Source organism: Solibacillus sp. FSL H8-0523 (assembly GCF_038051985.1).
Lineage (GTDB): Bacteria > Bacillota > Bacilli > Bacillales_A > Planococcaceae > Solibacillus.
In genome coordinates, this window is record NZ_CP150291.1 from 2368822 (window position 1) to 2395446 (window position 26625).

Consider the following 26625-nt stretch of genomic DNA (forward strand, 5'->3'; position numbering starts at 1 on the left):
CACACCTAGTTAGGTGCGACTTAATCAGTTCATTTTCTTTTTAGTATCTACGGTACTTGTTGATAAATTCATTATAACTCTAAGACTGAATATAAAGCCTAAAGTAATATGGACTATTAAATAAGACCAAAGTATTATCCCCATACTAATGATAAATTTATTAGCGATTGGGCCAGTTACTGCAATAGCTAAATTTATCATTAGAAAATATAAACAATATAATATTTGTTTTTTTAGTTCAATATATAAATAATCGTGTAATCCAGAAAAATGAGTTTTCAATCTTTCCATAACTGGACTTGATTTTAAAGTTATGAGTAAAGTTAAAAATACACCATCGACGGTTAAAATACCAACTGCAAATGTGATAATACTTCCGGTATTTTCACGAATATTAGACATAAAACCAAAATAATATAAGGAGATAGGCAAAATGGATATTATGGTATTCATTAAAAAAGTTTTATTTTCCCAATAAGCCCAGAACTCTTTACCAATTCTTTTCAAATTGCCTCCTCCTTTGTTATTAAAAATTTATGCTTCTAAAGGTACATTTATTGCCGCGATTCTACCTCTCACATGTGGATATTTTTCTTTAAACATCTGATGAATATATTCATGCCCAATACCTTTTCTTTCAACCACTTCTAAAGTAATGATATTTGTCAAAGTAGGAGCAGCTAAATTTATCACTTCTAAAGCAGCTGCTTCTTCTTCACGAGCGACAATTTCCACTTTAGGTCTATCTTTTTCATCCATTTGATGGAAACCTTGAATAACTTCTCTAATTACTCCATTATCTAAACTTTCACTTTTTGGTGCCTGACCTAATGAAATGGTAAGTTCAAAATTAATTCCTCTTGCTTGTCCGATAACTTCAGAAATTTCCCCTAAAACACCTTGTCTAGCAAGTGCATCGGCCATAGCATCAGTACCTTTTATCGTTAATTTCCTGAAAATATCAGCGCTCCCAATAGTCTGAGCTCTAGCTATATCTAGTATAGGTTGAAATTCTACTTTTAATGGAATTCCATCGATTCGTCCAACTAGATTATTATAGCGTGCTCTTAATTCAGTAAGGTATAATTCAACCTGTTTAACATTTAAACTGTATCTGTTAGATTGGATTCCAACAGTACAGAATGTAGGGTCAAAGATTATAGTTACAAACTCACCTATAAACTCATCGTCTTTTAAGCGGATATCTTTTTTAGGTTGTCCTATTGTTTTTAATGAAGGAATACCTGTTGCACGCATTTTCCCTAGTTGAAAAGAATAAATATCAGTTGTTGAATCATAGATCAACGTCTCCCTTTCAAATTCCGCTACATACTCTCCCACATCTATCACACTGTCTAATTGATTTCCTGTAACAGATAAATAATCAAGTAGCTCTTTCATATCCCAAGCAGAAGCTACAGTCCTATTTCCCATACTTGTTGGAATACTTTCCGGTACCATATTAATTGAAAAATAATTAAATCTTACATACTTTTTTACCATTTTTTATACCCCCTAGCTTACTTCGACAATTCCAGACAAATTGTACCATATAAGTAAAGGGAATCAAATAACATTAAATACGAACACTAGTTCTTATTTTATCATTTTTATTTCAAATGTAAATAGAAAAAACACCGATCTAAGGGAAGTCGGTGTTTTCGGAAAATTGTCGATGCTTTTATATTATCATACATTAAATTGTGCAAACATCCTTAAATCGACCTATTAAAATTCTACCAACTAAATAACGTTGCTCATCAACACCACCTCCGAAATTCAACATAAAAAGTCACGCTCGAATGAACGTGACTTTGCCTATTTCTATTTCACTCTAAAAAATTTAATGTTATCACAAGTGTTGCAAACTATAAAATCTACAGGCACTACCATTGAAACATCTACCGTTACTTTTTTCTGTTCATCAATCGTTACTTTTGGTAACCCTACTCTTGTAGGATATGTAAAACTTACTCCGCCACAATTCGAACATGGTGCACTTTTAACTGTATCCATAATATTTCACCTCCCACCCCATCATAAAACCAAATGGGGGGTATTTCCATAACACATTTCTGCTACTGCATCACCGGCACAACCCTACCTCCACACGCACAAGCCTTTGCCAATGTTTTCTTAACTGTCTCATGTCCCGACCGTTGCCGCCCTACCTTGCGACTAACAACCTCTGCTGGTCTGTCGCATCGTTCGCACCGTAGCTCGTAATTTGCCATTGCCCTCGCTCCTTTCGTAAGCACACAAAAAGGAGCGCTGTCTAATGCGCTCCTCTCTCGAAATATACTGCTCTCATTTTATTTTGTGGTAAAAATAAGCGCTCTTATATATAGGGTAATCGTATGGCAAAATTAAAGCAGTTCTCATCCGTTTTTTTCTACCAGTTTTATGTACTCGTCTAAAAATTGTTCTAAAATAACATGCTTTTTCAACAATTTTGTAAATCTCATTTGCCTATATAAATACCAACAACCAACTAAAAATATCAAAATACCAAAAAACATTAATAAATCAACAAATAATTTCAAATTATCATCGAAGGGTTCTTTGTATAAATATTGTGCGTTTAATATATTTGTGGCATTAGAATCTATCTTATCAATTTCCAAAAATCTATAAATCGTATCATATCTTACGTTAATTGAGAGAGATATTAACGTAACTAACAGTGCCATAGTCGAAAACAATATTGAACATATTTCTATTAAATTCGGCCCTGCTATGATAGCCTCCTTTGAAGCCCTAACTTCAAATTGTAACGCTTTGTATTTGCTCAAATGCTTAATATCTTTATTTTCTTTAATTTTCAATTCATCAACTAGTCTATTTATGTTCAGTAATAAAAGTTGTTCTTCAATCAATATAATCCCTCCTTTTTATAATTTACCAAAAAGAGGGATAATTTTCATTCTTAATTTATACAGCGTCAAACAAGCTCTCTTGCGTACCCTTCGTAATATTGCGCTTAATCTTGCATCGAGCACGATTGTAATAGCATTGCACCGTACTTTTCGAAACACCTAGCATTCTAGCAACCTTACTAAACGGTAAACGCTCGGCTTCAATCGCAACAAACACTGCTTTTTCATCTGCAGTTAATCCCTTCATGGCGCTATTAACCTTTTGCTTATTCGCTTCAGCTTTGCTCCAATCTGCTTTAAAACGCTGCTCGTCTTTATGAGACTGAATGTAATTTTGTAGATTCAACATGCACTCTAGCATGTCCTGGTCATCATTCGCATAAGCCATATACGTTTGCATATGGTACGGATCCACGGGAAAAGCATCAACGCGAGTACTTGCCCGGAACTCCGCTGGGTCATATCCTGTTTCCATCCATTCAACCGCCTGCTTAACCTCACGATATAAATCACCGCTGGTAACGCCCTCTGACTTCATCTGCTTCAACAACTGCTTGTATTCTTCTAATAAATCTGCGAAATACATAAGATTGCCCCCTTATGCTATAATTTGTTTGCGAACAATTATTTAAAGGGGCAACCGTGGTGCTGCTAACACCGCGGTTTTATTTGTTTAGTTACAAGCCCACAATTGGTATAATGAACTTGTATAGTTTTGCTGACTTGAGCTGTGGCTTGAGTCTTTTTTTATGCCTGTTACTGCGTAAAATGTTCAAAATGCCTAGTATGATTTTTCGGCATTTCCAGAAATCAAATCAGCACTATTGCCAATCTTTTTATTGCAATCAACACAGTGCGCTACTTTACCGCCACTGTTGTTCAAACTGTACATTTCCGTTTGATTTTCGGCATAATCGCCGTTATTCGTATAGTAAACTGTTGCCCTACCTTTAACTGTTTCTTTTGTATAAAAGCCACCATCACTACCGCAATGCGTGCAATTTATCACCTTCATATATTTCTCTCCTTTTGTTCACAATGCCAAATAGTTAAAATGATTATTCCAAACGTCCTTGCTTCATGATGAGCGTTCTTTATTTTTTCGCAGTATATTATAGAAGGAATTGGCGAATTTGAACGGTCTATGTTTATCATAGGTCGTCAAAATTGACGTACCACAATCGGCAACATACCGTCATTTTAATTGACACCATTCTATAAAAACCATCAATTATACGGATATGAAAAGACGAATATTACGCTTAGAAAAATCGCTTCTTTTTCGCTTTTATTAATTGGTAAATACAAGATATGTTACAATAAAGGAAAAAAAGGGGTTGTTGTAATGAAAGCAATTTTTTCTGATAATGCGGATATTAACCAAAATGCCTATATGAATTGGAGAACAAATCGTCACGACCATCTACATAATATGAATGTTATCGCCAGCGGCTTTGCTAATTCATCATTAGTGATTGTTAAACAAATTTTAGAGAATAACAATCGCGGAAAGCAAGCTGACGATTTAATTTTCCCAATTTTGTTCAATGCGAATCATGCAATTGAAGTTTATTTGAAAACGATAAATTGGTCTTTAAACGTCCTTTTGGAGAAAGACGGTACTTATTCCAAGACACATAATTTGCAAGGTTTATTGAAATCGGTGAAAGAATTATCCGAAGAACAAGACGATAATTTTAATTTCGAACATCATTATGGGGTGTTAAATAAGTATATCGACGAACTATATAAAAAGATTGAAATTCAAAATGACGACGGCAAAAGTTTTTCGGATATTACTTTCGCAAGATATACACAAACAAGAGATAAAAAGCCGCAACCGCAATTCTATATAAACGAATTGGACAATGTTATTGTTGATTTACCTAACTTTTTAGAAGTATTTAAGGTTATTTTCGATAAATTAGATAACATGGCTTCTTATTTTCAAGATTGTATTGAAATGAAAAATGAAATGGAATCCGAATATTATTAATTAAATACTACCTATTTGAAGCCGTTCCACCGGTGGGGCGGCTTCTTTTTTTATGGTCAAAAACTAAAATGTCTTCCATTGTAAGGATTCCAAATGTCACTAAACATTTTTGTTCAACTACGTAACAACCCGATCCACCAAATAAACAACCCAATCTATAAACCAACGAATCTTCCTTTTCATCAAACCGCCTCCAAATAATGCAGCGTGTACCCGTCTTTGCTCCGAACCTCTTGAGCCATCGTTTGAAATTCTTCATACGAAATCGACTTTCGACCACCACTTTCAGCACGTTCACGAGCCCATTTCAGCGTGTGAAACGGAAGGTAGTAGTATTTGTCGTATTTACTGAAATAAACGATTAAGAAAGCTACTGCACCTTTTTCTGACCATGATTTTAATAAGTTGTATTGATGTTGCTCTAAATTCACTAAAGGGAAATTCGTTCCGCTAGTTTGCTTGGCGTCAAATATAACTGCTGTGCCATTATAGATGCCACAATAGTCCACCCATAACGCTTTCTCTTTACACCCTTTAACCATACGGCCGTAATCCTCTGTAATTTTGACTGGTGTAGGAATCTTATTAATATCCGCTAGACCAGCACTACGGTATTTATTGTTCGCTAAATCGATAACGCGTTCTAGGAAAGCGCCTCGATTGGCATGTGATCTGCTGTAAGTCATTGCCCTATACCTCCTAAGCTACTAATTTTTCTTTCACCGCTACCCGATAGCCCTCTTGTTTCAGGTAATAAATTTCCTCGTTTGTTAAATGTCCAACGATTAACAATTTGCGCCCGTCTAATCGTTTAACCAGCTCGATGTACCGCATCATCCATCACCTCATCAATGGAGTAAAACCCATCCACATAAAAAGGTACGCCACTTTGCAAATGAATCCGTAAATTGTGCTGCTCGTAATTACAACGATAATTATGGATATCAACATCAGCTTTTCGTTCGATCCCCTTAAATTTGTAAACATGGCCTTGGAACTCTATGAATCTAGCTGGCGCACGATAGTTGTCGTAAATAGCTGTGTTGTTTTTGTATGTTGGCGTCATGCTAACACCTCCAACAACTGCTTATCCCGTTTCAATAATAATTCCCCCATTTCATTTCCTCCTTTTCTTTGCCATTCCGGCATTTATCAAATTTTGAAGATAGCGTAATTGCTGGGCTGCGTAATGCACATCTGTACAGCCCAACAATCTCGTATGTACATCCACCAAGGCTTCAAACGGAAATACATACTTGCTGATTAACTCACTAATTGCTTGGTCTACCTGTTGTTTTGTCACGTTGAAATCCCCCTTTTCAAAATCAAACTGATTCCAAGCGAATCCCCCCACTCCAAGAGCGCTTAAGCACCCTCGGGATTTAATTTTTGTAAAATTCTTGCTCGTTCTGCTTCAAAATCAATCGGCTGGTTAGATACTGGTTGCGGTTGTTGTTGCTCGGCTTTATGCTGCCCGTACCAATCAGGAACGTTTTCAGTTCGTTGAATACCGAATGAACGATTACCTTGTTTTTGAGACTGTTGCGCTTTAAATTGGGCTTGCTGTGCTTCTGCTGCATCAATTGTTTTTATATTGCGCTGAGCCCATCCTTTAAGAATTGCCTCAGTGTAAGACCACGAGACCTTGTTGTTTTCAATTGCAATTTGCATTGCGTAAACAATCATTTCTTCTGTTAAGTCCTCAATCCAAGCATCAATCTTATGTTGTGTGATTGAAGAAAGAACTCCAAATCCATTCATCTGATAAAACTGATAAGGATTATAATGATCAGTTGCAACTTGCTGAGGCGTAGCCGATGCAGGTGCTTCTTCTTTTTCTTCTTTTTCTTCTTTTTCTTCTTCTTCTTCTTCTTCTTCTTCTTCTTGTCCCCGTATCGTGGACGTATCGTGGTACGTATCGTACAAAGCCTTTAACGACGCGTTTTCTATCTTTTCTGCCACATATTCGATAAGTGATTGGTCTTTAACTTGTTTAAGTTCCGACCTCACACAATCCATTACTGGCTTACCACCTCGATTAAGGTTGTACTTGCCCCAATTCTTAATTGCGATTTCACGTGTTTCAGGATTGTATTTAATAAGCTTGTGATGGTCCTCAAAACGATAGATTAATGCGTTAACTGTTTCGGCTGAGTAACCCAGCTCAAACGCCATTTGTTTTTTTGTGATGCCGTAAATACCAATCTGCGTTGTATGCTCGTTTGTTAATAGATATAAAAAGAAGTATTTGTCCTCGACTGTCATTTCTTCCGATACATGTGGATCGTTCCAAAAGCTGGTGTGTACCATTCTGAATTTTGCTTTAGCCATTGCCCTAGCCCTCCTTTAAGGGATGTAAATTAATTTGCCCGTTGCCCTTGCTACTGCTTGTCTAATATAAGTTTCATTCGAATTGCTGTCCGATAAGTGCAATAAGTGAATTTCCTCGACCTTACTCATATCGTTAGCTTTAAAAAATTCAAGTAAATTTTCTAAGCTGAAATGCGATTTCATCACCCGTCTATACTGTGCTGGATGAAGCCCACTTGCTAAATTACTATCAAGTGTCTGCTGGTCATAATTGCACTCAATCATCAAGTGCGTTAAACCAGTGAATTTGTATTTGATGTAATAGGTATCTGTAGCGAATAAGAGCTTGTCTCCGTTATCTGATTGGAGAAGGAAACCTAATGGCTCGTTCACATCATGCTGCACATCAAACGGTAATACGGTCCATGTACCAATACGGAACTGCTCCTTGCTTTTAATGATACGAATTTGCGCGTTATCTAAGCTCATACCGTCTTTCGTGCCTTGTGACATATAAATCGTCATGCCACGCTTCAAACAGCACTCAACGCCTTTACAGTGGTCTTGGTGCTCATGTGATATAAGCACACCAGCTATTTCAGAAGTTTTAAATTCAAGCCCCTGTTGAATTACTTTAAAGGAGATACCAGCTTCAAGTAGTAAGGCTGTACTGCCATCGGAAACCCGATAGCAGTTACCCTTTGAACCTGTTGCAATTGTCTTGATTTCAATCATTAGAAGCCTAGCTCTTCTTCATCTAAAACTAATTTTGCTTGTCCATCATCTTTAGGTGCAGCATCGATGACTTCCAATTGCTTTTTCGCTACCTTTTCAGGCTGTTGTGCTGGTGCTGGCTTGATGTCTAATTCTTCTGTGTTAGCATTTTGAGCGATTTCGTGTTGTACTTCTTGCACATCGCCCATATCCTTCACTTGTGGCTCAAATTCGTTTTCTGTAGTGCGGTTAATTGCATCTACTAATAGATCACTGTCATCAGATGTATTTAAAAATTCTTTCGCTGCACGATTGATAACTGTACGTTTCGCCATCTCTTGTGGGTACTTATTTTGCACTGATTGATTGCTCGATTGTGACCATGACGTAAGGATTTCAGCCATTGTCATAACCGTTAAATACTGGCGTCCGTCCTCATGTTCGATGATGCAATAAGCACCTTCAATATCCTCTTTTTGACCTGTCGCTACACGCCAGTCGGCTTTATGTGATTTAAACGAAAGTACACCTCGTTCGTTATATTCAACCTCGAATTCTTCGCCTTTCCAGATGACATTTGCCCAAATTTCTTTAATGCCTGTTAAGCGTTTAATTACAGCTTTTGTACCGTGATAAGAGCGTTGAAACTGTAATTTGTCACCGTATGCGATGAAATATCCTTGTTTTTTCGCAACTGATAAACCTTGGATAGCCATATCTTGAAGCGCGAAAGCTACTGACTCAGGCGTCACTTTGTCGATTAAGGCAACCTTAGATTTAAAATCAATTGCTGTTAATGTGAAGTACGCCGCTTGTAAGGCGTTAGCCGCCGAGTAATTACCCGGCAAGCTAATTTGACCTAGGTGTTGCATTTTTTCGATTTTTTGTGCAACCGCTGTGACAAAGTTATTTTGTTTTTCTTTTTGTTGCTCAGGCGTTAGTTGGTGGTGCTGTTGATTTACTACTGCGTTTGTCATATTAGATAGCCTCCTTCAATTCAATTGGATCCGTTTCAATACGCAACTGCTTATCCTGCTCTGAAACTACTAAGCTAATAAGCTGTGACTCTACATCGATGAATTTCGTAACTGCCTCGGCATTATCAACAAAAATTGGAGCTAAGGTGCCGTAATGTGCGGATAACGTATTGATGATGTCTAAGCCGACATTGATTTTCGCGGCATTATTTAAGCCACTGCCGTACGGTACACCCTCGTATAACGTTTCACATACTTCGTTTAGACCGCCGTTTACTTGCTCTTCAAAAAGTTTGAAGCGAGCATATTTGAACTTACTGTTAATGCGCTCTGTAAGCATTTCAACCTTTTTACGAGTGAATGACTCGATAAGAAATAAGTTACCTTCTAATGCTTCATATTCAGCAGCTAAACGTTGTTGTTCTGCCTCTAATTCAGCGATGCGAATGCGTTGATTTTGCGCGTTGGCTAGTTGGCCCAGCTCGGCGTTGATAGTTTGTTTATCTTGCTCCAGTTGGCGAATATTAGCGTCAATGTCTGCTACAACTTCATTCGTATTTTGTTTTGTGTTTTCAATAGCAGTATTCAGCGCATCCATTTGAGCTGTTAGCTGTTTGTATGCATCAGCAGTCGTTACGTCTGGTATCGTCGTATGAGCTTGCTGTAACTTTTCGTTGAATTTGCCCAGCTCTTTTTGAGCAGAAGCCAATTTGTCTTGTAGCTCCTCTGATTTAGGGATAATTACAGAAGCTAGCTTTTCATTAAGCACTTGAATGTCTGCTTTGTAGCCATCGTTTTGCTTTGCGTACACTGGACCTTCTGCTTTAATTTCACCCTGACGTTTTGAAATGTGCTCCTTAAATTGTGCTAACGCTTCGGCACGAACAGCCTCAACTTGATCTACTGGTAAAGTTTGCTTACATGTTGGGCATTCGCATTCATCGCTGTATTCAAATTCCTGCGCTTTTAACACCGCGAACTCTTCACGTAAACGCTGCATAAGCTGTTCATTGTTCGAAATACGGTCCGTGAATGATTTAATGTCGCGCTCAGCATCGTTTTTATCCATGTCGTTCATGCGAATCTCGGATTTGATGATTTGCACGTTACCTTGAAGCTCTTGAATGCGCGTTTGGAACTTGTATATCTCTTGCTTGCTGTCGGCTTCGAATGTGCGCTTGAAGTCGGATAACTGCATTTCAAGCTCTTTTAGTTGGTGCTGCTTATCTAGTAAAGCACCGCCATTTGTCACTGCGTAGCGCTGGTCTTTTAGCTCGTTGATTTCAGTTTCTAGCTTTTCTACCTGAGCTTTTAATGAAGCGGCATCTACTTGTACTTCTGGAATCATTTTGTGAATTTCATCGATGCGCACCGGGATTTTTTCTAGCTCGTCATTGATGTGCTTTTTACGACTGGCGATGATCTTCTTCATATCTTCGATTGACTTACCGCTCAGGACATCGTTTAATTTTGCTAGTGAAGCATCAGATGCAATTACGTCCTCGTCTAAAATGTCACCACATACTGCTAGTAAAATGTTACGGCGGTCCTGCCATTTAACATTTTCATTAAAGTAAGTAGGTGAAGTAAGAAGTTTGAATACGTCCTCTTGCACGATTGTTTCAACTTTCGCAACGTACTCTTTTTTACTTACTGGCACTTCATCTACAAAATGGTCTGTAGTGTAACCGCCAAATTCTTTGTGAGCTTGCCCACGTTTTTTCGTCCATTTTTCTTTGTAGACTTTTTTCAAATGAACCTTAACGCCGTCGACTAGGAACTCACCCTCAACCGTGTGCTCCAAATTGTGTACCTTGTGACCAGCGCCTGTTAAAGTTTGTAGTGCGAACTTTGAATCGTTGTTGCTGTCCTTGTCGAACAGTAACCAAAGGAACGCGTCAAATACTGTTGTTTTTCCAGTAGCGTTGTCACCGTAAATGCGGGCGTTACCGCCGTTCAGCTCGACTGTTAGTTGCTCGATGCCTTTGAAGTTGCGTAGTTTAATAAAGATCAATTCGATTTTCTTCATAAAATGAATCCTCCTGTGATATAATTTTGTAAATTAAGTTTTTCTAAGCCACTGTTCTCAGCAGTGGTTTTTCCTTTTAAAAAGGCGCGCTAGCAAGGTATCGCTCGCTAAGCATTACTCCGAAAACTAAAACCCCATCTACTACCGTTGAAATGCGCTTGCAACCATCTTGAAAAACTTCTTCCGATAGTTCTAACCCTTTTAAATCAGATATATTATTCACTTGGATTTTCGGTGGTCCAATTTGATCCGTAGTAACCGAAACTATGTTGTTTAAATCTAAGCGCTTAATAACATTTAGCGCCTGCACTGTCTTTTCTGCTACTGACATAAAATCATCTCCTATCTTTTTGATTAGCGTTGCTACCGCTGTATAAGCTATCAGTCCGAATAGTGATGGTTGTCCCATCAAGCAACTTAAAAGTTTAGGAGAAGCGAATGGCATACGCTCTTTTAAGCTGCTTGACGAGAGCGAGCGCTGGGCTCGCACTGTCTTATTTCATCGATGCTTGGGATTGTTCGAAAGCTTCCTTACCTTCATCTGTTACGATGAAGTAGGACATACCATCTTCCCAACCTCCTCGTTTAACTGCATAACCCTTATTAACAAGACCATTCCAAATTGGATCGTCTGATTCAGTATAAAAACGATTGCCATTTTTTAAGGCGTGTTTTACTACTGAAATTTCATCTAATGTCATTTTCCTGCTCCTTTTCCTCGAAATGTGTTATAATCGAGGTAGTTGTTTATATATCTGATGTGCCGTTAATCGTCCTACCGATTAGCGGTTTTTTATTTGCCCTGAGCTTAGTAATAAGCGTTGCTGTGTCGATAAGCGTGACCAGCGGAATAACCATTTGATCATATAAACCTCCATCCTGATGCGACTGCATATGCTGCAAGCACTAATGAGATTGCCACTAAAACCATAACCGCGATGTCTGAACCCGATGCTTTTGCCTCTTCTAAAAAGAAGAAATTACGTACTTTCTTTATCATCCTTTCCATCTCCTTCTTCTACATGAAAAACTGCGCAGCATCTATTAATGGTGTTATAAATGCTGGTAGTGCAACTGGAATCATTGGTAGCAACGTATTAACTACATTTAAAGCATCCATTCCAAAGAACATTGCCACTGCGACTTCTTGCGAATTTGTTTCTCTAATCCACTGTAAAAATGTTGGTAGGTCAATCACCTTTTTTTCACTTTCAAATTTGCTGATACATGAACGACTTCGATTTAATCGCTGTGCAAGCTCTTCTTGTGTCATCTCAGCTTTTATTCTTAAAGCTTTTAGAATTGGGCCGTATTGCATATACTTTCACCTCCAATCATCCATGTTCCAAATTGGCTCATTTAACGTTGATTTTGGAACGCACCAAGTAATTACTAACGGGTATAATATTGTTGTAAGGTGATTGCCCTCGCCTACATTCAATCGAAACTAGATTGAGAATTAGCAAGAGCTTAAATTGCCCTTAAGCTCTTTGCCTCTTTTGGAAATTGAGAATTTAATTCAATCCATTGTGTATTTTGTTCAACCCATTTAATAAACAAATGAGATGGTACTAATACACCAGCCTCACGTAAAACTGGGAAATCTGCTCTGTTTAATAATTCAGATGCCTTTGTGTTGCCGATATGCAGTATCTTTTTTAAATGATCTTTTGTTAAAAATGGAGGTAGCTCAGTAATCTTTACTAGCTTTTGCTCACCAAGTGCTGCCTCTAATTCTTCACGATAAATTTTGCGAAACTCGTTCAACATCTCCGATTTAAAGTCCTCGCTTAACATGGTTAATCACTCCCATCTAAGGCGCTGCTGAAGCGCCTACTTCTATTGAACTAACTTTAATTTTGCTTGATTGTTATATGACTCAATTTCAATTGCTGTCGATGTATCTGGACGCCACATTGCAATGAATTTTACTGCTTCATCAAAGCGCGCTTTTGGCAATTCCATTGATCGTGGCAAAATGAAATGTCGCTTAAAATCTCCCCACATTTTGGCGAATACCTTTTTGCTAAGCGCCACATATGCCGGTGATTCATATCCACCTAATGTTTCAATTACTTTGGACTTCCCTTGTGCCTTAATAGCAAATTCTTGGCGACCATCAATGCGCATTGTGTCAAATAACACTTGTACAGTTTCTTTCACTTCAACCACTTCTGATTGGATTGATTGAACTTGTTCACGTGTCTCCAACGCTGCTTTTAAAGCTAATGTGATTGGGTCCTGAGGTAAATTTGGTTCTTGAATTACTTGTTCCATCTCGTTAAAACGGTCGATGTATTTCACTGCAAACTGCGTACCTTTTTCACCAGTCATGCGAGTACCATAAAGCTCACAACCTTTTTTCGTTAAAAGGAATCTCGGTAACTCTTTATTTTGGCTATTTGTGTATGTTGATTCGATGAAATAGGACTGGTAAGAAGTTACCTCTCCTAATTGTTCGATGATACGACGAATATCTTTCATTACATTGTTGTGATCTCGCCCTACCATTTCGGTAACTTCCAAACTGCTAATATTTATTGGTAACTGAATCATGATAAAACCTCCTGGATTTTATTAAAGGCTTCCTTCTTATCAAAATGAGTAGTATAGGAAGATGGATCATTAAATTTTTTTGTTTACTCTCCGCCAATAGTTTCTGCTGTTGGTGGAATAATTCTTCTACAGTTGTTTTTTTCATGTGGACCTCCTACGCAACCGTAATTACCATTTCGGTAACTATTTTCTCAAAAAAAAGCTTTTGAATTGGGACTTCTAAAATTTCTGCAGCTTTTGCTACATCATCTGCGCCCATCTTACGCGCACCACTTTCTTTGTAGTAATAACCTTGATAACTTTCGAACCCCATTAATTTTGACATTTCTTCTACTGATAATCCCTTCTGGATACGTAATTCTTTAAGTAACTCAATATTTACGTAACCTCTAGCCATATTTCCACCCGCCTTCTTTATTACCGAATCGGTAACTTTATATACACTTTAACATTACCTTTTTGGTAAGTCAACACTTTAGTTACCTTTTCGGTAAAATTATTATTTACCGTAGCGGTAAATGGTAAAATAAAATATAAGTAAATAGAGGAGGTCAATATATGGCTTCATTAGGAAGTAGAATCAAGGGCTTACGAGAAAAGTGCAATATTAGCCAAAAAGATTTTGCCGTTAAAATTGGAGTTTCAAATGTTGTTCTTTCACGCTACGAATCAGACGAAAGAAAACCTGACTACGATACATTACAATTAATCGCAGATTTTTTTGAAGTATCTACGGATTATTTATTAGGTAGAATTGAAAAAAATCCTAAAATAACTAAACAAGAACAAGACGAAGCAGAATTCCAAGCATTCGCAAACAACCCTTCCCTACAAAAATGGTACAAAGAGCTGCCGAAGTCGCGTGAAGAGGATTTGGAGAAGCTGCGGATGATGTGGGAGATAATTAAGAGTAGTGAAAAATAGAACATCTAGGTATGCATGTGCATGCCTTCTTTTATGTGTGACGTTGTAAAATATTTGAATTTTACAGTAAAAATCGAACTAGTGAAGAGGCGGTATATATGGGCTTTAGATTCAGAAAAAGTATCAAGGTTGCACCAGGTGTGAAAATTAATCTTGGTAAAAAAGGTGCTAGTGTTACAGTTGGAAATAAATATGCTAGAACAACCATAGGAAAAGGTAGAAGAACAAATTCAGTTTCACTTCCGGGCACCGGTATTTCTTATTCTACGCAAACAACAAAAAGGAAAAAACGACCACAAAGGGTTGCTTATGAGTCTACTAATAATACAGTTGCTAATGTCTCACAAAGTATACAAGAAGTCGAAAAACATACCGCTTACATCAATATGATAACTTCTGTTCATTTGGAAGTAGAGGATTATGTTGATTGGCATGTTATTGCCGATGAGGATATATCACATTTGTTAAATGAAGGTCCTAATGTAAAGTCAGTTTTGGACGAGGTCACTAACTACAAACCTACTTGGCGTGACAAACTTTTCAATCGTGTTAATGCTAGGAAAATGATGATTGAAGATAAGTTACCTGAGGCTAGAGAATTCGACATTGCAATCCATCAGAAAAAACAAAGATTAAAAGACATTGCTCCTAGTATTTTAAATAGTGACAGTAACATGTGGACAAATGCTTTAAATGAATATGCACCATTTGAAGATGTCGAAAGTTTCGGAAGCAAATTGAATTTTGATATCAAGGACAATGAACTTATTGTGAATTTAACAGTCGGAAATAAAGAAGTTGTTCCAATAGATACATTGAGCCTAACAGCAACAAATAAAGTATCACGAAAAAAAATGAGTGCAACTAACTATTTAGCACTTTATCAAGATTATGTTTGCAGCTGCGTTATTCGAATTGCTAGAGAAGTATTTGCCATCATACCTATTGATACTGTACTTATCCATGTTTATGATTTCAGTCAAGCCGAACCATCACCAAAAATGGGCTGTATACTTTCAACACGCGTAAATCGAGTGAACATAGAGAATTTAAAATTTGAAGATATAGATTGTTCTGATACGATCGAAACATTCGAACATAATATGAAATACCTTAAAACAAAAGGTTTCAAGCTTGTGGAGGAATTAAAATGAATGGTTGTTTAACAATAATTTTAGCTATAATTGCACTGATAATAGTAATAAAATACCCTTTAGTTATAATAGGAATTATTTTGATTGTATGGGGAATACGTGAATACAAAATTAATAAACAACTTAAGGCTAAATCAAAATTGATACCCATTATCATTATATTTGGATGTGCTTTGTCTATTTCCGGATGTACACTAGCTATTAATGACGCAGAAGAAAAAAAACAGATAGAATTAATAGAACAGGAAGAAGCTAAACGCCAACAAGAATTAAAAAAGCAACAAGAAGAGTTAGAGCGTCAGAAAGAATTAGAAAGACAAGAAGAGCTAGAGCGCCAGAAAGAATTAGAGAAACAAGCAGAGCTAGAGCGCCAGAAAGAATTAGAAAAACAAGCAGAACTAGAGCGCCAGAAAGAATTAGAAAAACAAGCAGAACTAGAGCGCCAGAAAGAATTAGAAAAACAAGCAGAACAAAAGCGTCAAGAGCCAGTTGTTGAACAAGAATATTTCAGCAATTGCAAAGAAATGAATGTAGTATATCCAAATGGTGTACCAGAAGACCACCCTGCTTATGCCTCAGCGCGTGATCGCGATAAAGATGGCTGGGCTTGTGAAAAATAGTTGTACTAATAGTATTCGATTCAAAAGGACATGTAATTAAGCATGTCCTTTATTCAATCTTTTATTGGTAGCATTACGCATTTATAGTTATTTTAAAATATCTTCAAAGAAAGGAATCTCAAAATGCAGACTTTAATAGAAAGTGCTTTATTATCAATTCAAACAAAAAATAATCTACAAACTGACGAACTAATTAAAGAAAAAATACCAAATAGTCTTAAGGAATTAAATATAATTAAAAATGATAAAAACATTGAGGTTCTCGGTAAAACTGCCCAAGGTGGAAGATCCTTTGTTCCATGGGTTGCAATAATGAATAAAGATATCACTTTTAATCCTAATACAAGACAAACTACTGTGCAAAGGGGTTACTACTTAGTTTTACTTTTTGCAAAGGATGGTTCGTCAGTCCACCTTTCATTAAACCAAGGAATAACAAATATTAATGAGATTCGAAAAACATACAATAAAAACTATAAAGAAAATATAAAATTCGAGACAATAACACAGAACTACTCTAATTTATTATGCAGTATGTTGAATCATAATAATAATAAGTTTCAAATTGGAAAAATAGATCTCAAAGTCTCTGAAAAAAACTCTACCGGGTATAAATACCAATTTTCAAATATTATCTCTATTAAATATGAAATCAATAAAGTTCCAAATGAAATACAAATTGAAAATGATATTAATGATTTATTAACTGCATATAATAAACTGATTAATATAGTACCTGATCATGATAAATTTATAAAAGAAAATATTCATGTAGTAAAACAAATGGAACATCAATCAAAACTGATAAAAAAAATAAGTGACCTTGATAAGACTATTTATGATGCTGAAAAAATTGAAACAAAGAATACTTTTAAACCTACCTATATTAATACGACAAATACTAACACTAAATCAAAGAATATTACCTCTGATGAAGATTTAAAGAAGACGTTAGAAAATCAACAAATAATTGGTGATTTAGCTGAAGAAATTGCATTAGAGTACTATAAAAATAAGGTAAGAGAAAAATTTGGTGAAGAATATGCTGAGCAAGTAATTAATATTACTAAAACAAGTAATAATCCTAAAGAAAAAAGTGGTCATGGTTACGGTTATGATCTCGTTGCGTTTGATTTAGATAAATCAATGCCTACCGAAATTTATATTGAAGTTAAGGGAACGAAAAACACAAGTCAAAGCTCAAGCTTCGAAATTACAGACAATGAATTAAACATGCTATTAAAATTTAAAGAGAAAATACGAATTACTAGAGTATTAGGTGTTGGCAGTAAAAACCCAAAAGTAGTTGAAATTGGTGGATTCGAAAATTACCATTCTAAAGAAGATTTATTAACCAACAAATTTAATATCAAACCAACATCCTACCGCATTTTCGGAGTTAAATCAGAATAATTAATATTAGATAGCATATTATGCACAGTTTAAGTCCGTTGCGTTATCCTTATGGTTGAGTCATACCTAATAATTGTCTAACCCCACTACCAAATAGTGGGGTTTTATTGTACACTTATAACGAACATATGTTCCTATTAGTTTGGAGTGATGATATGAACCACTATAGCCACCTAGAAGATTACATCAAAACTTTGTTCCACCAACTCGAATTAACTGAACCAGCAACTTTAAACATGCGAGCAGTTGCAAAGAAACTCGACATTAAGCTTTTCTATTGGGAAAACGCAAGTCAGGCTATTTTTTACGATGATATGACAGCTATTTTCATCGATAGCCGTATTAGCCCTGAAGTACAGTGGCAAGATTTTACGCATGAACTATGCCATGCATTAATACATACGGGAGATCAACTATTCATGCCTCCCCTCTTCCGTGAATATCAGGAGTTCAAAGCAAACAATTTTATGTACCATGCATGCATACCGACATTTATGCTGGACCAAATAGAAAACCTTGATTATACAACATGCTCAATTCATGCTGTGCAGCAGTTATTCAATGTTGAATATGATTTTGCTCGAAGACGCCTCAAAAACTATCTTAATAAGAAATTATATGTTCCATATTAGAACAGTCTATTTGATTGAAATAATCAGAGTTTCTTAAGAGAATTAAAGTATATAGCAAGATATATGAGGTGAATTATTTATGTATTGCGAAAAGATTGACAAGAATATGTGGAGATGCATCGGTGAAGGTCCACGTGATTCAGTCACCGGGAAACGTAGGCAAATTACTAGACGTGGTAAAACCAAAAAAGAAGCTGAAAATCGTGTGCTGCAAGGTATTGCTGGTATCAAGAAACAAACATCATTTGCAAATGATGTTAAGTTTGTCGAATTCGCTGAGCGATGGATGACCCTATACGAACTAAAAGGAAATAAAGAAACAACCGTTGAATACCGTCGTTACTGCCTATCGGTTTTAAGTCGTTATTTGGCCAAAGAAAAGATTGTTAATATTACCTCTGTTCAATTGCAAAATGTCCTGAACGAACTCTTCGAAAATGGTACCGCCTTTTACACATTACGTGGCATTCACAATGCCGCTAATATGATGTTCAATTTTGCGAAAGAGATTGGGTTGGTTGCGATTAATCCAGTCTCTGCGATTTTCATTCCCAAGAAGAAATTAACACTGGATCAGGTTAATGGCGAGAAAGTTGGCCAACTGTTTCTCGAATCACATGAGTTGAAGGAATTTTTAAATGAAGTCGATAAGTACCGTAATATTACAACGCGTACTTTAATTTACGTCATTGCCTTTACTGGAATGCGACCAGGTGAAGCAATCGCACTTACTCATGATGATATTGATTTTGAAAATAAAACGATTCGAATTAACAAAACGAATTTCGCTAAAAAATATGTACGCAAAGAATTTGAATTGACGCCCCCAAAAACTTTAGGCAGTGTACGAATAATTGATATTGATGACATCATTATCGAAAAGCTTCAGGAATTGATCGCATTTCGTAAGAAGTTGAAATGGATAGACATAGGTTATGTATTCGGTGAAGCTGATGGCTACCCTACTGTGATAAAAATGCTAAATGCGGTTGTAAAAAGAATTGGTGCAAGAACAACAGTTGAAAAACCATTTAGAACTTACATTTTACGTCACACACATATTAGCTTACTTGCTGAAGCTGGTGTGGATCTAAATTATATAATGAACCGAGTTGGCCATAAAAACTCCGAAACCACTACCCAAATTTACCTCCACGTGACAAGTGGCATGCGTAACAATGCATCACAAAAAATGCATGCGAAATTTACGGAACTACTCAAAAAATAATCTTTTTTTTATCTTCGAAAAACAAAAAAAGAATAAATGTTGCTGTTTGGTTGCTTTTTTGCAAAAACAGTAGCATTTATCCTTTATAAACGTTGATATATCAAGGTTTCTATGAAATATGAGGTTATATATTCATCGTAAGCATTTGTCATAATAAAAAACCTCTTTCGTATTTAAGTATCTTCACGAAGGTTATTATAGCAAGGATTTGGGGAGATGTACAAAGATTGGATTTTAGGGTGGGTGGAGAATTTACGTTACTTTTTGTGTTACCTTTTTTGATTTTGAGTAAATGGTATTTTGGAAACGTAGCGGGTACGTTTTTTAGGTAATTGAATAAAGTCTAATAAGTGCTCTCTAATATATCTATGTTACCTTGTTCTAGTAGGGAGAGCTATGGCAAGAAAATCAAAATTCATGAACTAATCAATTAAAGAGGAATTTCATTAAGAGAATTATCTCGATTAACAGACATACACCATGCTACTTTAAGTGAATTAGCTAATCATAAGAGACAAAATATTAACTTTAGCCATATCGAGAAAATTGCTGACACTTTAGAGTTAGATGATATTAGAGAAATAATAGACCTTATAGAAATCAAAGACAGATATAGTTGCCCTGGGTGACTTATTTGTCTTTGATCAAACTTGTAATATTATTCATTAACATCATTGTGTTTTTAAAAATCAACATTTTTCAGTAATCAGGATATCATTTTTTTCTTTTGTAAATCAAATTCTTCTTGGGATATAATTCCCTCTTTAAGCAAGTCATGTAATTTTCTAATCTCCTCGGCAATATTGTAGGTAGAATTAGAATCACTTTTATTATCTTGAATCAATTGTTTACTCTTCTCTTCCTTATCTGCCAAGTCTATAATAATTTTAAAAAGGCTATGCCAGTGCATTACTTCTTTATTTGCTTTAATAAACTTTTTATTATTTCGGTCAATTGAGTAATCTTCATTTAAAAATGGAATTACTTGTAATGGATTTTTTGTATCAGTAACAATTACTTTAAGTTGAATGGTTTTAACATTTTCTTTTGAAGCTGTTTTTCCAGATATTCCACCAATCATAGCTCCAACTCCACCTGCTAATATTCCCCCTAATAATGCTCCCCCAATTTGACTTGACCTTGATGTTTTTGTCACCGTTTCACCATCAATAATAACCTCTGATTCTAGAATATCCTTATAATTAATGGTTCTGGCTGAATATTGGATATTATCAGTAAATGCACCAGAGAATTTTAAATCCCTTAATTTCATATGTGAATCACTATCTAAAAAGCAAATTTTTCGATTTTTCTCATCAAGACCAACAACGGATAAATTAGAAGTTCTATATTGTTGCGATATTTCTACCTTCTCTTCATCAAACTTCTTTTTAATCTTATCTTCAAGTCTTTGTTTAGAATCTTCTTGGTTTTTTTTTACCGTTTCAGGATTACCAAATAACATTGTAATAAATACTCCAATAGCAATTAGAATAATTAAAAAAAAATATCACCCATAAAATCCCCCCTATAGTCTATTATCGTGGTAATATTTACCTATCCCCCCCACACCACAATGAACCGTTACAAACTACTATGACTTTTGCAACTAATAATCTTCATACGTAAGAATTATGTCATTAGACAGCATTTTATAACCTCTCACACGTAATAGTTTTTTTACAAGGTATTGGAGTGGAATACTTAAAATCTCCTTTTTAATTAAACAAAATGAGCTAATGGAAAAGAAGAAATGTTTGGAGTTATAATCGAATAATCCTACTATTAAAGAAATTTACTTTGAGCAAGTATCTAATGTTTTAAGTGCATTTTCTAAAATATTACTACTTTGCTTCAGAATAACAAAAAAATTTCCTACACTCCATTATAAATATTATTACTGTTAATAAAGGTAAATCACATAGTAAAAGAAACATCAAAGATATTGAATTACTCTTTGATGTTTCTTCTTCACCTAACTATGTGTTTACTTATGATTCGGGTCTCCGTATGTAATGTAAGTGCGGTTACTTTAACCTTTTATAGAAATCTGAGGTTTTTGAAATATCACATAATAATTCTAAAAAATCTTTTTGATAATAGTGTGCTGAAACCCTCGTCAAAACAATTTCCGCTAACGTACGTAGTCTAGTTAATTTTGCTTCTCTTTGAATTCTACTTTTCAAAGTTATATTAGTTCTTATGCAATCAATAAAGGCATCCGCTGAGGTATCGTCGAATTTTTGAAATAAATCAGGTATAATCGCACTTGCTCCATCCGCATAAAAATCAGTTCTAGCAAAATAAGCAGAACCACCTGTTTTCCCTACATAAGTTTGAGTTAAAGCGTTAACATATCTAGGTATGAATTCTCCTGGAATATTGTCTGAGAAACGTACTAGCTCATATACACATTCATTTTCAATGCTAAATACATCTAAATTAGCCTCTAGCCTAGTTAAAATTGGTTCAACTTGGTATTTTTTAACATTTAAGCTTAAAAATGCTGTTCCATCGACAATTTCAATAAATGAAAAAGCTAGCTTAATTGTGGGTGAATGTCCCTTAACTATTTCTTGATCCAGTCTTCTTACTACTTGAATTTGAGTTTGCCTATCAATGCTTTTCCAAATTATAGGTGCACAAAATTCTATATTGGACCTAAGTATAGTACTACTGTTAGCATGAATATATGAATTGAAAAATCTGTTTACTAATTCTACTTTATACCTCTCTGGTAAATCTCCTAATGCGTTCTCAATAGCAACTTTATTCCTATCAAATTCTTCAGAAGCTAAATTAATCAGATATTCATTAATATCAATAATCTGAATTGGGTATTCCTTACACAAAACATATTTTACACAATCATCAATTAATGCCATAACTTTGATTGCAGATGGATCTGTAGATTTAGGATGTCCTGAAAATAAATGCCTCGTTTCTTTACAATGCTTTAACACTTTACTCGCTTCCCAATCTATAACTCCTATCTTATAAGCTCCTTCAATTAATTGATCATCATTTACATAGTCTTGGAAATCTTCATAGGTCTTTATTTCCTTTTGAAAGTTCATTTCTTTATTAAATAACGTTAAACTTCTAAACATCACCTTATTACGTAAATCATCTATAACTGCATTCCAAAATGATCCAATGGCACTCCTATACCCTTGAACAGGGAGTACCCTTAATGTTTCTAAAACATATGGGTTATCCTGTTGATCAAATCTGATATCAGCTAAAGATTCTTTAATTACTGTAAAGATTTCTGAACCAACCTCTTTATTAGCTAAATCATTATTTATTTTAATTAAATCAGACATAAAATCACCTCTACGTAAACAGTTAACACAATTTTATACTAAAAAGGTAATTATAACCACTAAATTCTACAGTTTTATAAATACCCAAAAAGGAGCAGATAAGTCAACCGCTAATGACCTATCCGCTCCCTGCTCTGTTAAATAATAATTATTAAAGAATTTAAATGCTATCTACATAATGCTTCTCGTTATCGTGATTTCCTTGATGATAAGTTTAAACAAATAATTCTGCTGTCTAGACCGTTTCTGGGCCTCGCGAGACCCGCAGGCTTTATATATATCGCTAGGAGAACCTAAATTTATTTTCACAGAATAATAACTGCATCAAAAAAGACGACGTAGCATGAGCCACATCGCCTATCGTTATGTTGTTTGATGAATATTACATACTACCATAATAGCATGCTCATTTCGAAAAAGTGTGCCAACTTACTGCCAAAAGTCTGCCACTTTCAGTTAATATAACTCCCTAATTCTATTTTCAACTTTACTCACTAGAGCTTCTGCTGGATATTTGTAATCATTAATTAATAGATCTTCGTAGTAGTCAATAGAACATTGATTTAATGTATTATCAAAAGCTCTAATTAATCCGGTTAGATTATCCCTTGTCGAATCAAGGCCCTTAAAATTTGTACCAATAGCCAAGTATGCAAAGGTTGAAGCAACATTATTTAATAGTGCATCATATCCTTCATCTGTATTTATTTTTGCTTTCTTAATGACTGCCTTAGCATACAAGATAAAATGAAATGCTATTTCAAATTCTAATCTTCTCTTTATTTCTTCACTACTACCATCAATGTATTCATGAATTTTATAATATGAATAATTCAATTGTAGTCTTGGATTAAAATACTGAATATCTCCTTCGAATTTATTAATTATTTTCTCCAAACTTTTTTCTTCTAAGTCATCTTCAGACATTGGATTTCTAAACATATAAGCATATTCAATAAACAAATTTAATTTATCAGCAATTAATTTCCCATAAATATCTCTATAATGTTTTTTTTCTTCTCTTTTATTAGTAAGTACATTATTTAGGACTTGAGCCAAAATAGCGGCTATTAATGCTACTGAAGCTGTGATAATTGCTGGTACATAATTAGCACCCAATTTACTTCCTCCTTCAAACAAAACGTTCCTATCCCAGTATATATTACAAAGAAACGAAAATACATATTTTTACATAATAAATTTCGGTCACATTAACATATCTTATATTCTGTTAATCTGCGCAGCGCTAAATAAACTTAGATATAATATACCAACACCTCAAACTAATTCGCCTACTTGAGCATGACAACTTCTTATTTTGTTAAAGGTATACTAAAGCGTTAAAGTGTTTTAAATAGCCTCATGTTTCCTAAAAAGGACAAAATAAAAGCATATCTAGTTTTCATAGAGATGCTAAAATTCTAACTATTCTTTCATATAAAAATTCCATCCTTCAAGATCTTGCGATATACAGATATTAATTGGAATATCTGCCTGTATTAAATTACAACAAGGATTTACTGCACAAAATTTCACTTTATAATTGTGTCTACACCCAGTACTTACACCAATGCTATGTAAAAGAACTTTACGAACATCTACAAATTTTTTCACCGGAACAATTGAATGCGAAGACTATTGCAAAGCAATTAGATGTAAAGCTCTTCTATTGGGAAGAAAAGAGCCAAGCCATTATTTATGATGATATGTCTGCAATCTTTATTGATCTACGCAATTCGATTGAACGTCACTGGCAAGATTTTTGACATGAGCTTGCACACATCTTACTACATATCGGTATCCAAGAGAAGCTGCAAAATACGATGCGCATCTTCCCATTGCGATACGGTTAGCTTTGGTGGTGCGACAATACCAGCTGACTTACGAAATAGGTTCAGTGTCTGTTTCTGAACCATCCCACCTACCATATCCAAATTATCCTCTATCTCATCTTCTTCAAAGAACAGGGATGGCTCGTAATCTGCTAATTCGGCTAACGCTTCATAAATATCTCTTTCCAGCATCGCTTCAATTTCTTTTGGATCGTCTTTACTGGCTAAAAACAATGTTGCTTTTGAAGGCAGCGCCAACATTTTGCTTTATGCGCTTCTTTTTTAATATGAGAAAGTTCGTTTTCAACTTTTTCACGCTTGGCTTTTTCGTGCAGCCATTTTTCGTATTCAAGCGATTCCTGAACCTTGGCCTCATCTAATCCATCATTCGACATTTTTAAAAATGTGACATATCTGCTTACCGTATCGATTAAAGTTTAACGTCATCAAGACTTGCTCTGTCTTAAGAATTCAATTTTCAAGAATCCGAGCTTTCCTACTTACTTTACAAACTAACCTCATTAGCCCTCTGTGTGCTGGGGGAAACAGTGTGAAAAAAATATCCATTGTTCGACGCATTGGCATTGGACAAATAATAGGTTTGTTTCTATGAATCCCATCTAAAGCAATTTTAGCTAGTTTTTCAGGAGACATCGTTTTTTGCTTCTTTAATTGTTGCGTAATAACTGTCTTATTGATATTGATTGCTTTTGCTTCTTCAAAAATAGGGGTATCAACAAACGTGGGGCAAAGTGTGCTAACTTTAATACCGAATTCTTCTGCTTCATAATGAAGCGAAGTGGTTAAGCCTACAACCGCATGTTTCGTAGTGGCATATGCTGAAGATACTGGAGAAGGTCCTAAACCTGCTGCTGATGCTGTGTTCACAATATGGCCGAATCCTTGTTTTTTCATGAGGTTATATCCCACTTGAGTTCCATTAATGACTCCCCATAGGTTAACGTCCATGATCTCTTTCCAGTTTTCCATCGTCATATCATAGAGTTCACCATACATAGCCATACCAGCATTATTAAAAAGATAATCGATCCGACCAAATTCTTGGTATAAATCTGTAAGTAATCGCTCTACACTATAATATTCAGTCACATCTAAATAGGCATACCTAGCATTTATTGTTTCTTTATTCAGTTCTACTTCAAAATTTTTCCCTGCTTTTTCATTAATATCTGAAATAATAACAAACACATTCTGTTGGACTAGTTCGCTGCAAATCGCCCGACCTATACCTGAAGCACCACCCGTTACAACCGCAACTTTTCTAATCATCTGCATCCGAATCCTCCTTTATTTAACAACCCACCTAACCCGAATCATTACTGAATTGCGTCTTGATTTTCGTATGTTAAACGCTTGATTTCAGATGCATAAATCTCTGCAACAATTTGTGCACCAGTACTATTTAGGTGTATACCATCTAATGTAAGATGAAGACCGCGTTCTTTTGATAGCCTGTCAATTCTTGAAGGCTTCTTATAAAAGAAAATATCCACCATTACTCTCATTACCTTTGTGCTGATATAATCTGAACTGTTAACTTTTGCAAGGTCACTAAAAAAAACAGATTGGATATCTAGAAAACTGACATTTGCTTGATTACGAGTGATGGATTGGATAAGAACATTCAATTCTTTGATTTCATGATTTGGAGCATTATTCGTATTTTCACCAACTAATGCTGGGGTAACTGCTACTACTTTCTTCGATGATACAAGAACTAGGTCTAATATTTTCTCGTAATAGTCTTTGAACTCATTATGATCTTTTGCTACTGGTTGTGCTTGAACACTCAGCAGTTTTGAATAAACATCATTTACCCCGATCCAAAGGAAAGAAATATCATAATCTATATCTAACTTTGTTTTTAAAAGACGAGTATATAAACTTTTAACAGACTCTCCTGGTTTGCCAAGGTTATCGAACGTAATGTTTGGAAACTTTTCTTTTAGTATGTTAAAGAAAGAAACCCCAGGACGACCTTCAGTTAAACTGTCACCGATTAATGCTATTTTCATTT

34 protein-coding genes are annotated in these 26625 nt (G+C 35.4%); 8 read left to right on the forward strand and 26 right to left on the reverse strand.

The annotated features are described in order from the left end of the window. Positions 1 to 24 precede the first annotated feature (24 nt). The 6 genes from NSQ62_RS11760 to NSQ62_RS11785 all read right to left on the reverse strand — a co-directional run bounded on the left by NSQ62_RS11760 (position 25) and on the right by NSQ62_RS11785 (position 3891). A complete protein-coding gene (locus NSQ62_RS11760) occupies positions 25 to 507 on the reverse strand; it encodes a hypothetical protein (RefSeq protein WP_341320331.1) in 483 nt (160 codons plus the stop codon). A gap of 27 nt (positions 508 to 534) precedes the next feature. After that, entirely contained in the window at positions 535 to 1503 is a 969-nt protein-coding gene (locus tag NSQ62_RS11765) for a DUF6731 family protein (protein WP_341320332.1), read from the reverse strand. A 321-nt stretch (positions 1504 to 1824) separates the two neighbouring features. Further along, a complete protein-coding gene (locus tag NSQ62_RS11770) occupies positions 1825 to 2016 on the reverse strand; it encodes a hypothetical protein (RefSeq protein ID WP_341320333.1) in 192 nt (63 codons plus the stop codon). 362 nt (positions 2017 to 2378) lie between these two features. Beyond that, on the reverse strand, positions 2379 to 2876 hold the full coding sequence (locus NSQ62_RS11775) for a hypothetical protein (RefSeq protein ID WP_341320334.1): 498 nt from the start codon (positions 2874 to 2876) through the stop codon (positions 2379 to 2381). A gap of 55 nt (positions 2877 to 2931) precedes the next feature. Then, positions 2932 to 3462 carry a sigma factor-like helix-turn-helix DNA-binding protein gene (locus tag NSQ62_RS11780; protein ID WP_341320335.1) on the reverse strand — a complete coding sequence of 177 codons (531 nt, stop codon included), beginning with the start codon at positions 3460 to 3462 and terminating at the stop codon, positions 2932 to 2934. Positions 3463 to 3657: 195 nt separating this feature from the next. After that, positions 3658 to 3891 carry a hypothetical protein gene (locus NSQ62_RS11785; RefSeq protein ID WP_341320336.1) on the reverse strand — a complete coding sequence of 78 codons (234 nt, stop codon included), beginning with the start codon at positions 3889 to 3891 and terminating at the stop codon, positions 3658 to 3660. Between the two features lie 330 nt (positions 3892 to 4221). Here NSQ62_RS11785 and NSQ62_RS11790 point away from each other — a divergent pair, with 330 nt between their 5' ends. Further along, complete coding sequence (locus tag NSQ62_RS11790; protein ID WP_341320337.1) at positions 4222 to 4872, forward strand: hypothetical protein; 651 nt, start codon at positions 4222 to 4224, stop codon at positions 4870 to 4872. A gap of 182 nt (positions 4873 to 5054) precedes the next feature. Here NSQ62_RS11790 and NSQ62_RS11795 read toward each other — a convergent pair whose 3' ends face one another. The 14 genes from NSQ62_RS11795 to NSQ62_RS11860 all read right to left on the reverse strand — a co-directional run bounded on the left by NSQ62_RS11795 (position 5055) and on the right by NSQ62_RS11860 (position 13855). After that, entirely contained in the window at positions 5055 to 5558 is a 504-nt protein-coding gene (locus NSQ62_RS11795) for a Holliday junction resolvase RecU (protein WP_341320338.1), read from the reverse strand. 125 nt (positions 5559 to 5683) lie between these two features. After that, positions 5684 to 5938: a hypothetical protein gene (locus tag NSQ62_RS11800; RefSeq protein ID WP_341320339.1), complete on the reverse strand. Its 255-nt coding sequence runs from the start codon at positions 5936 to 5938 to the stop codon at positions 5684 to 5686. A gap of 51 nt (positions 5939 to 5989) precedes the next feature. Then, positions 5990 to 6175, reverse strand: coding sequence for a DUF6877 family protein (locus NSQ62_RS11805; RefSeq protein WP_341320340.1), 186 nt, complete (start codon positions 6173 to 6175; stop codon positions 5990 to 5992). Between the two features lie 62 nt (positions 6176 to 6237). After that, the gene (locus NSQ62_RS11810) at positions 6238 to 7203 is read right to left on the reverse strand and encodes a DnaD domain protein (RefSeq protein ID WP_341320341.1); all 966 of its coding nucleotides are present in this window, start codon (positions 7201 to 7203) and stop codon (positions 6238 to 6240) included. 15 nt (positions 7204 to 7218) lie between these two features. Next, positions 7219 to 7917 carry an MBL fold metallo-hydrolase gene (locus NSQ62_RS11815; protein ID WP_341320342.1) on the reverse strand — a complete coding sequence of 233 codons (699 nt, stop codon included), beginning with the start codon at positions 7915 to 7917 and terminating at the stop codon, positions 7219 to 7221. Beyond that, positions 7917 to 8873, reverse strand: a complete 957-nt coding sequence (locus tag NSQ62_RS11820) for a RecT family recombinase (protein WP_341320343.1) — start codon at positions 8871 to 8873, stop codon at positions 7917 to 7919. The genes NSQ62_RS11815 and NSQ62_RS11820 overlap by 1 nt, the downstream gene beginning before the upstream one ends. 1 nt (position 8874) lies before the next feature. Continuing rightward, a complete protein-coding gene (locus NSQ62_RS11825; protein WP_341320344.1) occupies positions 8875 to 10902 on the reverse strand; it encodes an AAA family ATPase in 2028 nt (675 codons plus the stop codon). A gap of 76 nt (positions 10903 to 10978) precedes the next feature. Then, positions 10979 to 11233 carry a hypothetical protein gene (locus tag NSQ62_RS11830; RefSeq protein ID WP_341320345.1) on the reverse strand — a complete coding sequence of 85 codons (255 nt, stop codon included), beginning with the start codon at positions 11231 to 11233 and terminating at the stop codon, positions 10979 to 10981. A gap of 163 nt (positions 11234 to 11396) precedes the next feature. Further along, positions 11397 to 11603, reverse strand: a complete 207-nt coding sequence (locus tag NSQ62_RS11835; RefSeq protein WP_341320346.1) for a hypothetical protein — start codon at positions 11601 to 11603, stop codon at positions 11397 to 11399. A gap of 161 nt (positions 11604 to 11764) precedes the next feature. Next, the gene (locus NSQ62_RS11840; RefSeq protein ID WP_341320347.1) at positions 11765 to 11902 is read right to left on the reverse strand and encodes a hypothetical protein; all 138 of its coding nucleotides are present in this window, start codon (positions 11900 to 11902) and stop codon (positions 11765 to 11767) included. Positions 11903 to 11920: 18 nt separating this feature from the next. Next, complete coding sequence (locus NSQ62_RS11845; RefSeq protein ID WP_341320348.1) at positions 11921 to 12220, reverse strand: helix-turn-helix transcriptional regulator; 300 nt, start codon at positions 12218 to 12220, stop codon at positions 11921 to 11923. A 152-nt stretch (positions 12221 to 12372) separates the two neighbouring features. Beyond that, entirely contained in the window at positions 12373 to 12699 is a 327-nt protein-coding gene (locus NSQ62_RS11850; RefSeq protein WP_341320349.1) for a DNA-binding protein, read from the reverse strand. Positions 12700 to 12741: 42 nt separating this feature from the next. Then, complete coding sequence (locus tag NSQ62_RS11855; RefSeq protein WP_341320350.1) at positions 12742 to 13458, reverse strand: Rha family transcriptional regulator; 717 nt, start codon at positions 13456 to 13458, stop codon at positions 12742 to 12744. Positions 13459 to 13612: 154 nt separating this feature from the next. Next, positions 13613 to 13855 (reverse strand): helix-turn-helix transcriptional regulator, encoded by a 243-nt coding sequence (locus NSQ62_RS11860; protein ID WP_341320351.1) that lies wholly within the window; start codon positions 13853 to 13855, stop codon positions 13613 to 13615. 161 nt (positions 13856 to 14016) lie between these two features. Between NSQ62_RS11860 and NSQ62_RS11865 the strand changes: the two genes are divergently transcribed. The 7 genes from NSQ62_RS11865 to NSQ62_RS11895 all read left to right on the forward strand — a co-directional run bounded on the left by NSQ62_RS11865 (position 14017) and on the right by NSQ62_RS11895 (position 20058). Then, positions 14017 to 14382, forward strand: a complete 366-nt coding sequence (locus NSQ62_RS11865; RefSeq protein ID WP_341320352.1) for a helix-turn-helix transcriptional regulator — start codon at positions 14017 to 14019, stop codon at positions 14380 to 14382. A gap of 98 nt (positions 14383 to 14480) precedes the next feature. Beyond that, positions 14481 to 15536 (forward strand): DUF4236 domain-containing protein, encoded by a 1056-nt coding sequence (locus NSQ62_RS11870; protein ID WP_341320353.1) that lies wholly within the window; start codon positions 14481 to 14483, stop codon positions 15534 to 15536. Continuing rightward, entirely contained in the window at positions 15533 to 16156 is a 624-nt protein-coding gene (locus NSQ62_RS11875) for an excalibur calcium-binding domain-containing protein (protein ID WP_341320354.1), read from the forward strand. Before NSQ62_RS11870 ends, NSQ62_RS11875 begins: the two co-directional genes overlap by 4 nt. A 123-nt stretch (positions 16157 to 16279) precedes the next feature. After that, the gene (locus NSQ62_RS11880; protein ID WP_341320355.1) at positions 16280 to 17569 is read left to right on the forward strand and encodes a DUF3578 domain-containing protein; all 1290 of its coding nucleotides are present in this window, start codon (positions 16280 to 16282) and stop codon (positions 17567 to 17569) included. Positions 17570 to 17724: 155 nt separating this feature from the next. Continuing rightward, complete coding sequence (locus NSQ62_RS11885) at positions 17725 to 18201, forward strand: ImmA/IrrE family metallo-endopeptidase (protein WP_341320356.1); 477 nt, start codon at positions 17725 to 17727, stop codon at positions 18199 to 18201. Between the two features lie 79 nt (positions 18202 to 18280). After that, positions 18281 to 19429 (forward strand): site-specific integrase, encoded by a 1149-nt coding sequence (locus NSQ62_RS11890; RefSeq protein WP_341320357.1) that lies wholly within the window; start codon positions 18281 to 18283, stop codon positions 19427 to 19429. A gap of 440 nt (positions 19430 to 19869) precedes the next feature. Next, a complete protein-coding gene (locus tag NSQ62_RS11895; RefSeq protein WP_341323929.1) occupies positions 19870 to 20058 on the forward strand; it encodes a helix-turn-helix transcriptional regulator in 189 nt (62 codons plus the stop codon). A 77-nt stretch (positions 20059 to 20135) separates the two neighbouring features. Here the strand turns inward: NSQ62_RS11895 and NSQ62_RS11900 are convergent, their stop codons facing one another. From NSQ62_RS11900 to NSQ62_RS11925, 6 genes are all read right to left on the reverse strand, one after another. Continuing rightward, entirely contained in the window at positions 20136 to 20894 is a 759-nt protein-coding gene (locus tag NSQ62_RS11900; RefSeq protein ID WP_341320358.1) for an SHOCT domain-containing protein, read from the reverse strand. 562 nt (positions 20895 to 21456) lie between these two features. Beyond that, positions 21457 to 22755 (reverse strand): hypothetical protein, encoded by a 1299-nt coding sequence (locus NSQ62_RS11905; protein WP_341320359.1) that lies wholly within the window; start codon positions 22753 to 22755, stop codon positions 21457 to 21459. A 456-nt stretch (positions 22756 to 23211) separates the two neighbouring features. Continuing rightward, positions 23212 to 23874 (reverse strand): hypothetical protein, encoded by a 663-nt coding sequence (locus tag NSQ62_RS11910; RefSeq protein ID WP_341320360.1) that lies wholly within the window; start codon positions 23872 to 23874, stop codon positions 23212 to 23214. Positions 23875 to 24542: 668 nt separating this feature from the next. Continuing rightward, positions 24543 to 24848 (reverse strand): hypothetical protein, encoded by a 306-nt coding sequence (locus NSQ62_RS11915; protein ID WP_341320361.1) that lies wholly within the window; start codon positions 24846 to 24848, stop codon positions 24543 to 24545. 210 nt (positions 24849 to 25058) lie between these two features. Then, the gene (locus NSQ62_RS11920; RefSeq protein ID WP_341320362.1) at positions 25059 to 25883 is read right to left on the reverse strand and encodes an SDR family oxidoreductase; all 825 of its coding nucleotides are present in this window, start codon (positions 25881 to 25883) and stop codon (positions 25059 to 25061) included. Positions 25884 to 25924: 41 nt separating this feature from the next. Then, entirely contained in the window at positions 25925 to 26623 is a 699-nt protein-coding gene (locus NSQ62_RS11925; RefSeq protein ID WP_341320363.1) for an SGNH/GDSL hydrolase family protein, read from the reverse strand. Positions 26624 to 26625: the final 2 nt, after the last annotated feature.

Coding starts and splice junctions, on each gene's coding strand:
- NSQ62_RS11920 (WP_341320362.1), bottom strand. CDS start 25,883: ATGCAGATGATTAGAAAAGTTGCGGTTGTAACGGGTGGTGCTTCAGGT.
- NSQ62_RS11835 (WP_341320346.1), bottom strand. CDS start 11,603: ATGACATTAGATGAAATTTCAGTAGTAAAACACGCCTTAAAAAATGGC.
- NSQ62_RS11855 (WP_341320350.1), bottom strand. CDS start 13,458: ATGATTCAGTTACCAATAAATATTAGCAGTTTGGAAGTTACCGAAATG.
- NSQ62_RS11830 (WP_341320345.1), bottom strand. CDS start 11,233: ATGTCAGTAGCAGAAAAGACAGTGCAGGCGCTAAATGTTATTAAGCGC.
- NSQ62_RS11840 (WP_341320347.1), bottom strand. CDS start 11,902: ATGATAAAGAAAGTACGTAATTTCTTCTTTTTAGAAGAGGCAAAAGCA.
- NSQ62_RS11890 (WP_341320357.1), top strand. CDS start 18,281: ATGTATTGCGAAAAGATTGACAAGAATATGTGGAGATGCATCGGTGAA.
- NSQ62_RS11905 (WP_341320359.1), bottom strand. CDS start 22,755: ATGTCTGATTTAATTAAAATAAATAATGATTTAGCTAATAAAGAGGTT.
- NSQ62_RS11765 (WP_341320332.1), bottom strand. CDS start 1,503: ATGGTAAAAAAGTATGTAAGATTTAATTATTTTTCAATTAATATGGTA.
- NSQ62_RS11795 (WP_341320338.1), bottom strand. CDS start 5,558: ATGACTTACAGCAGATCACATGCCAATCGAGGCGCTTTCCTAGAACGC.
- NSQ62_RS11845 (WP_341320348.1), bottom strand. CDS start 12,220: ATGCAATACGGCCCAATTCTAAAAGCTTTAAGAATAAAAGCTGAGATG.
- NSQ62_RS11770 (WP_341320333.1), bottom strand. CDS start 2,016: ATGGATACAGTTAAAAGTGCACCATGTTCGAATTGTGGCGGAGTAAGT.
- NSQ62_RS11865 (WP_341320352.1), top strand. CDS start 14,017: ATGGCTTCATTAGGAAGTAGAATCAAGGGCTTACGAGAAAAGTGCAAT.
- NSQ62_RS11800 (WP_341320339.1), bottom strand. CDS start 5,938: ATGACGCCAACATACAAAAACAACACAGCTATTTACGACAACTATCGT.
- NSQ62_RS11915 (WP_341320361.1), bottom strand. CDS start 24,848: ATGTTGGCGCTGCCTTCAAAAGCAACATTGTTTTTAGCCAGTAAAGAC.
- NSQ62_RS11875 (WP_341320354.1), top strand. CDS start 15,533: ATGAATGGTTGTTTAACAATAATTTTAGCTATAATTGCACTGATAATA.
- NSQ62_RS11880 (WP_341320355.1), top strand. CDS start 16,280: ATGCAGACTTTAATAGAAAGTGCTTTATTATCAATTCAAACAAAAAAT.
- NSQ62_RS11785 (WP_341320336.1), bottom strand. CDS start 3,891: ATGAAGGTGATAAATTGCACGCATTGCGGTAGTGATGGTGGCTTTTAT.
- NSQ62_RS11885 (WP_341320356.1), top strand. CDS start 17,725: ATGAACCACTATAGCCACCTAGAAGATTACATCAAAACTTTGTTCCAC.
- NSQ62_RS11790 (WP_341320337.1), top strand. CDS start 4,222: ATGAAAGCAATTTTTTCTGATAATGCGGATATTAACCAAAATGCCTAT.
- NSQ62_RS11925 (WP_341320363.1), bottom strand. CDS start 26,623: ATGAAAATAGCATTAATCGGTGACAGTTTAACTGAAGGTCGTCCTGGG.
- NSQ62_RS11820 (WP_341320343.1), bottom strand. CDS start 8,873: ATGACAAACGCAGTAGTAAATCAACAGCACCACCAACTAACGCCTGAG.
- NSQ62_RS11825 (WP_341320344.1), bottom strand. CDS start 10,902: ATGAAGAAAATCGAATTGATCTTTATTAAACTACGCAACTTCAAAGGC.
- NSQ62_RS11870 (WP_341320353.1), top strand. CDS start 14,481: ATGGGCTTTAGATTCAGAAAAAGTATCAAGGTTGCACCAGGTGTGAAA.
- NSQ62_RS11780 (WP_341320335.1), bottom strand. CDS start 3,462: ATGTATTTCGCAGATTTATTAGAAGAATACAAGCAGTTGTTGAAGCAG.
- NSQ62_RS11810 (WP_341320341.1), bottom strand. CDS start 7,203: ATGGCTAAAGCAAAATTCAGAATGGTACACACCAGCTTTTGGAACGAT.
- NSQ62_RS11850 (WP_341320349.1), bottom strand. CDS start 12,699: ATGTTAAGCGAGGACTTTAAATCGGAGATGTTGAACGAGTTTCGCAAA.
- NSQ62_RS11860 (WP_341320351.1), bottom strand. CDS start 13,855: ATGGCTAGAGGTTACGTAAATATTGAGTTACTTAAAGAATTACGTATC.
- NSQ62_RS11815 (WP_341320342.1), bottom strand. CDS start 7,917: ATGATTGAAATCAAGACAATTGCAACAGGTTCAAAGGGTAACTGCTAT.
- NSQ62_RS11900 (WP_341320358.1), bottom strand. CDS start 20,894: ATGTTATTTGGTAATCCTGAAACGGTAAAAAAAAACCAAGAAGATTCT.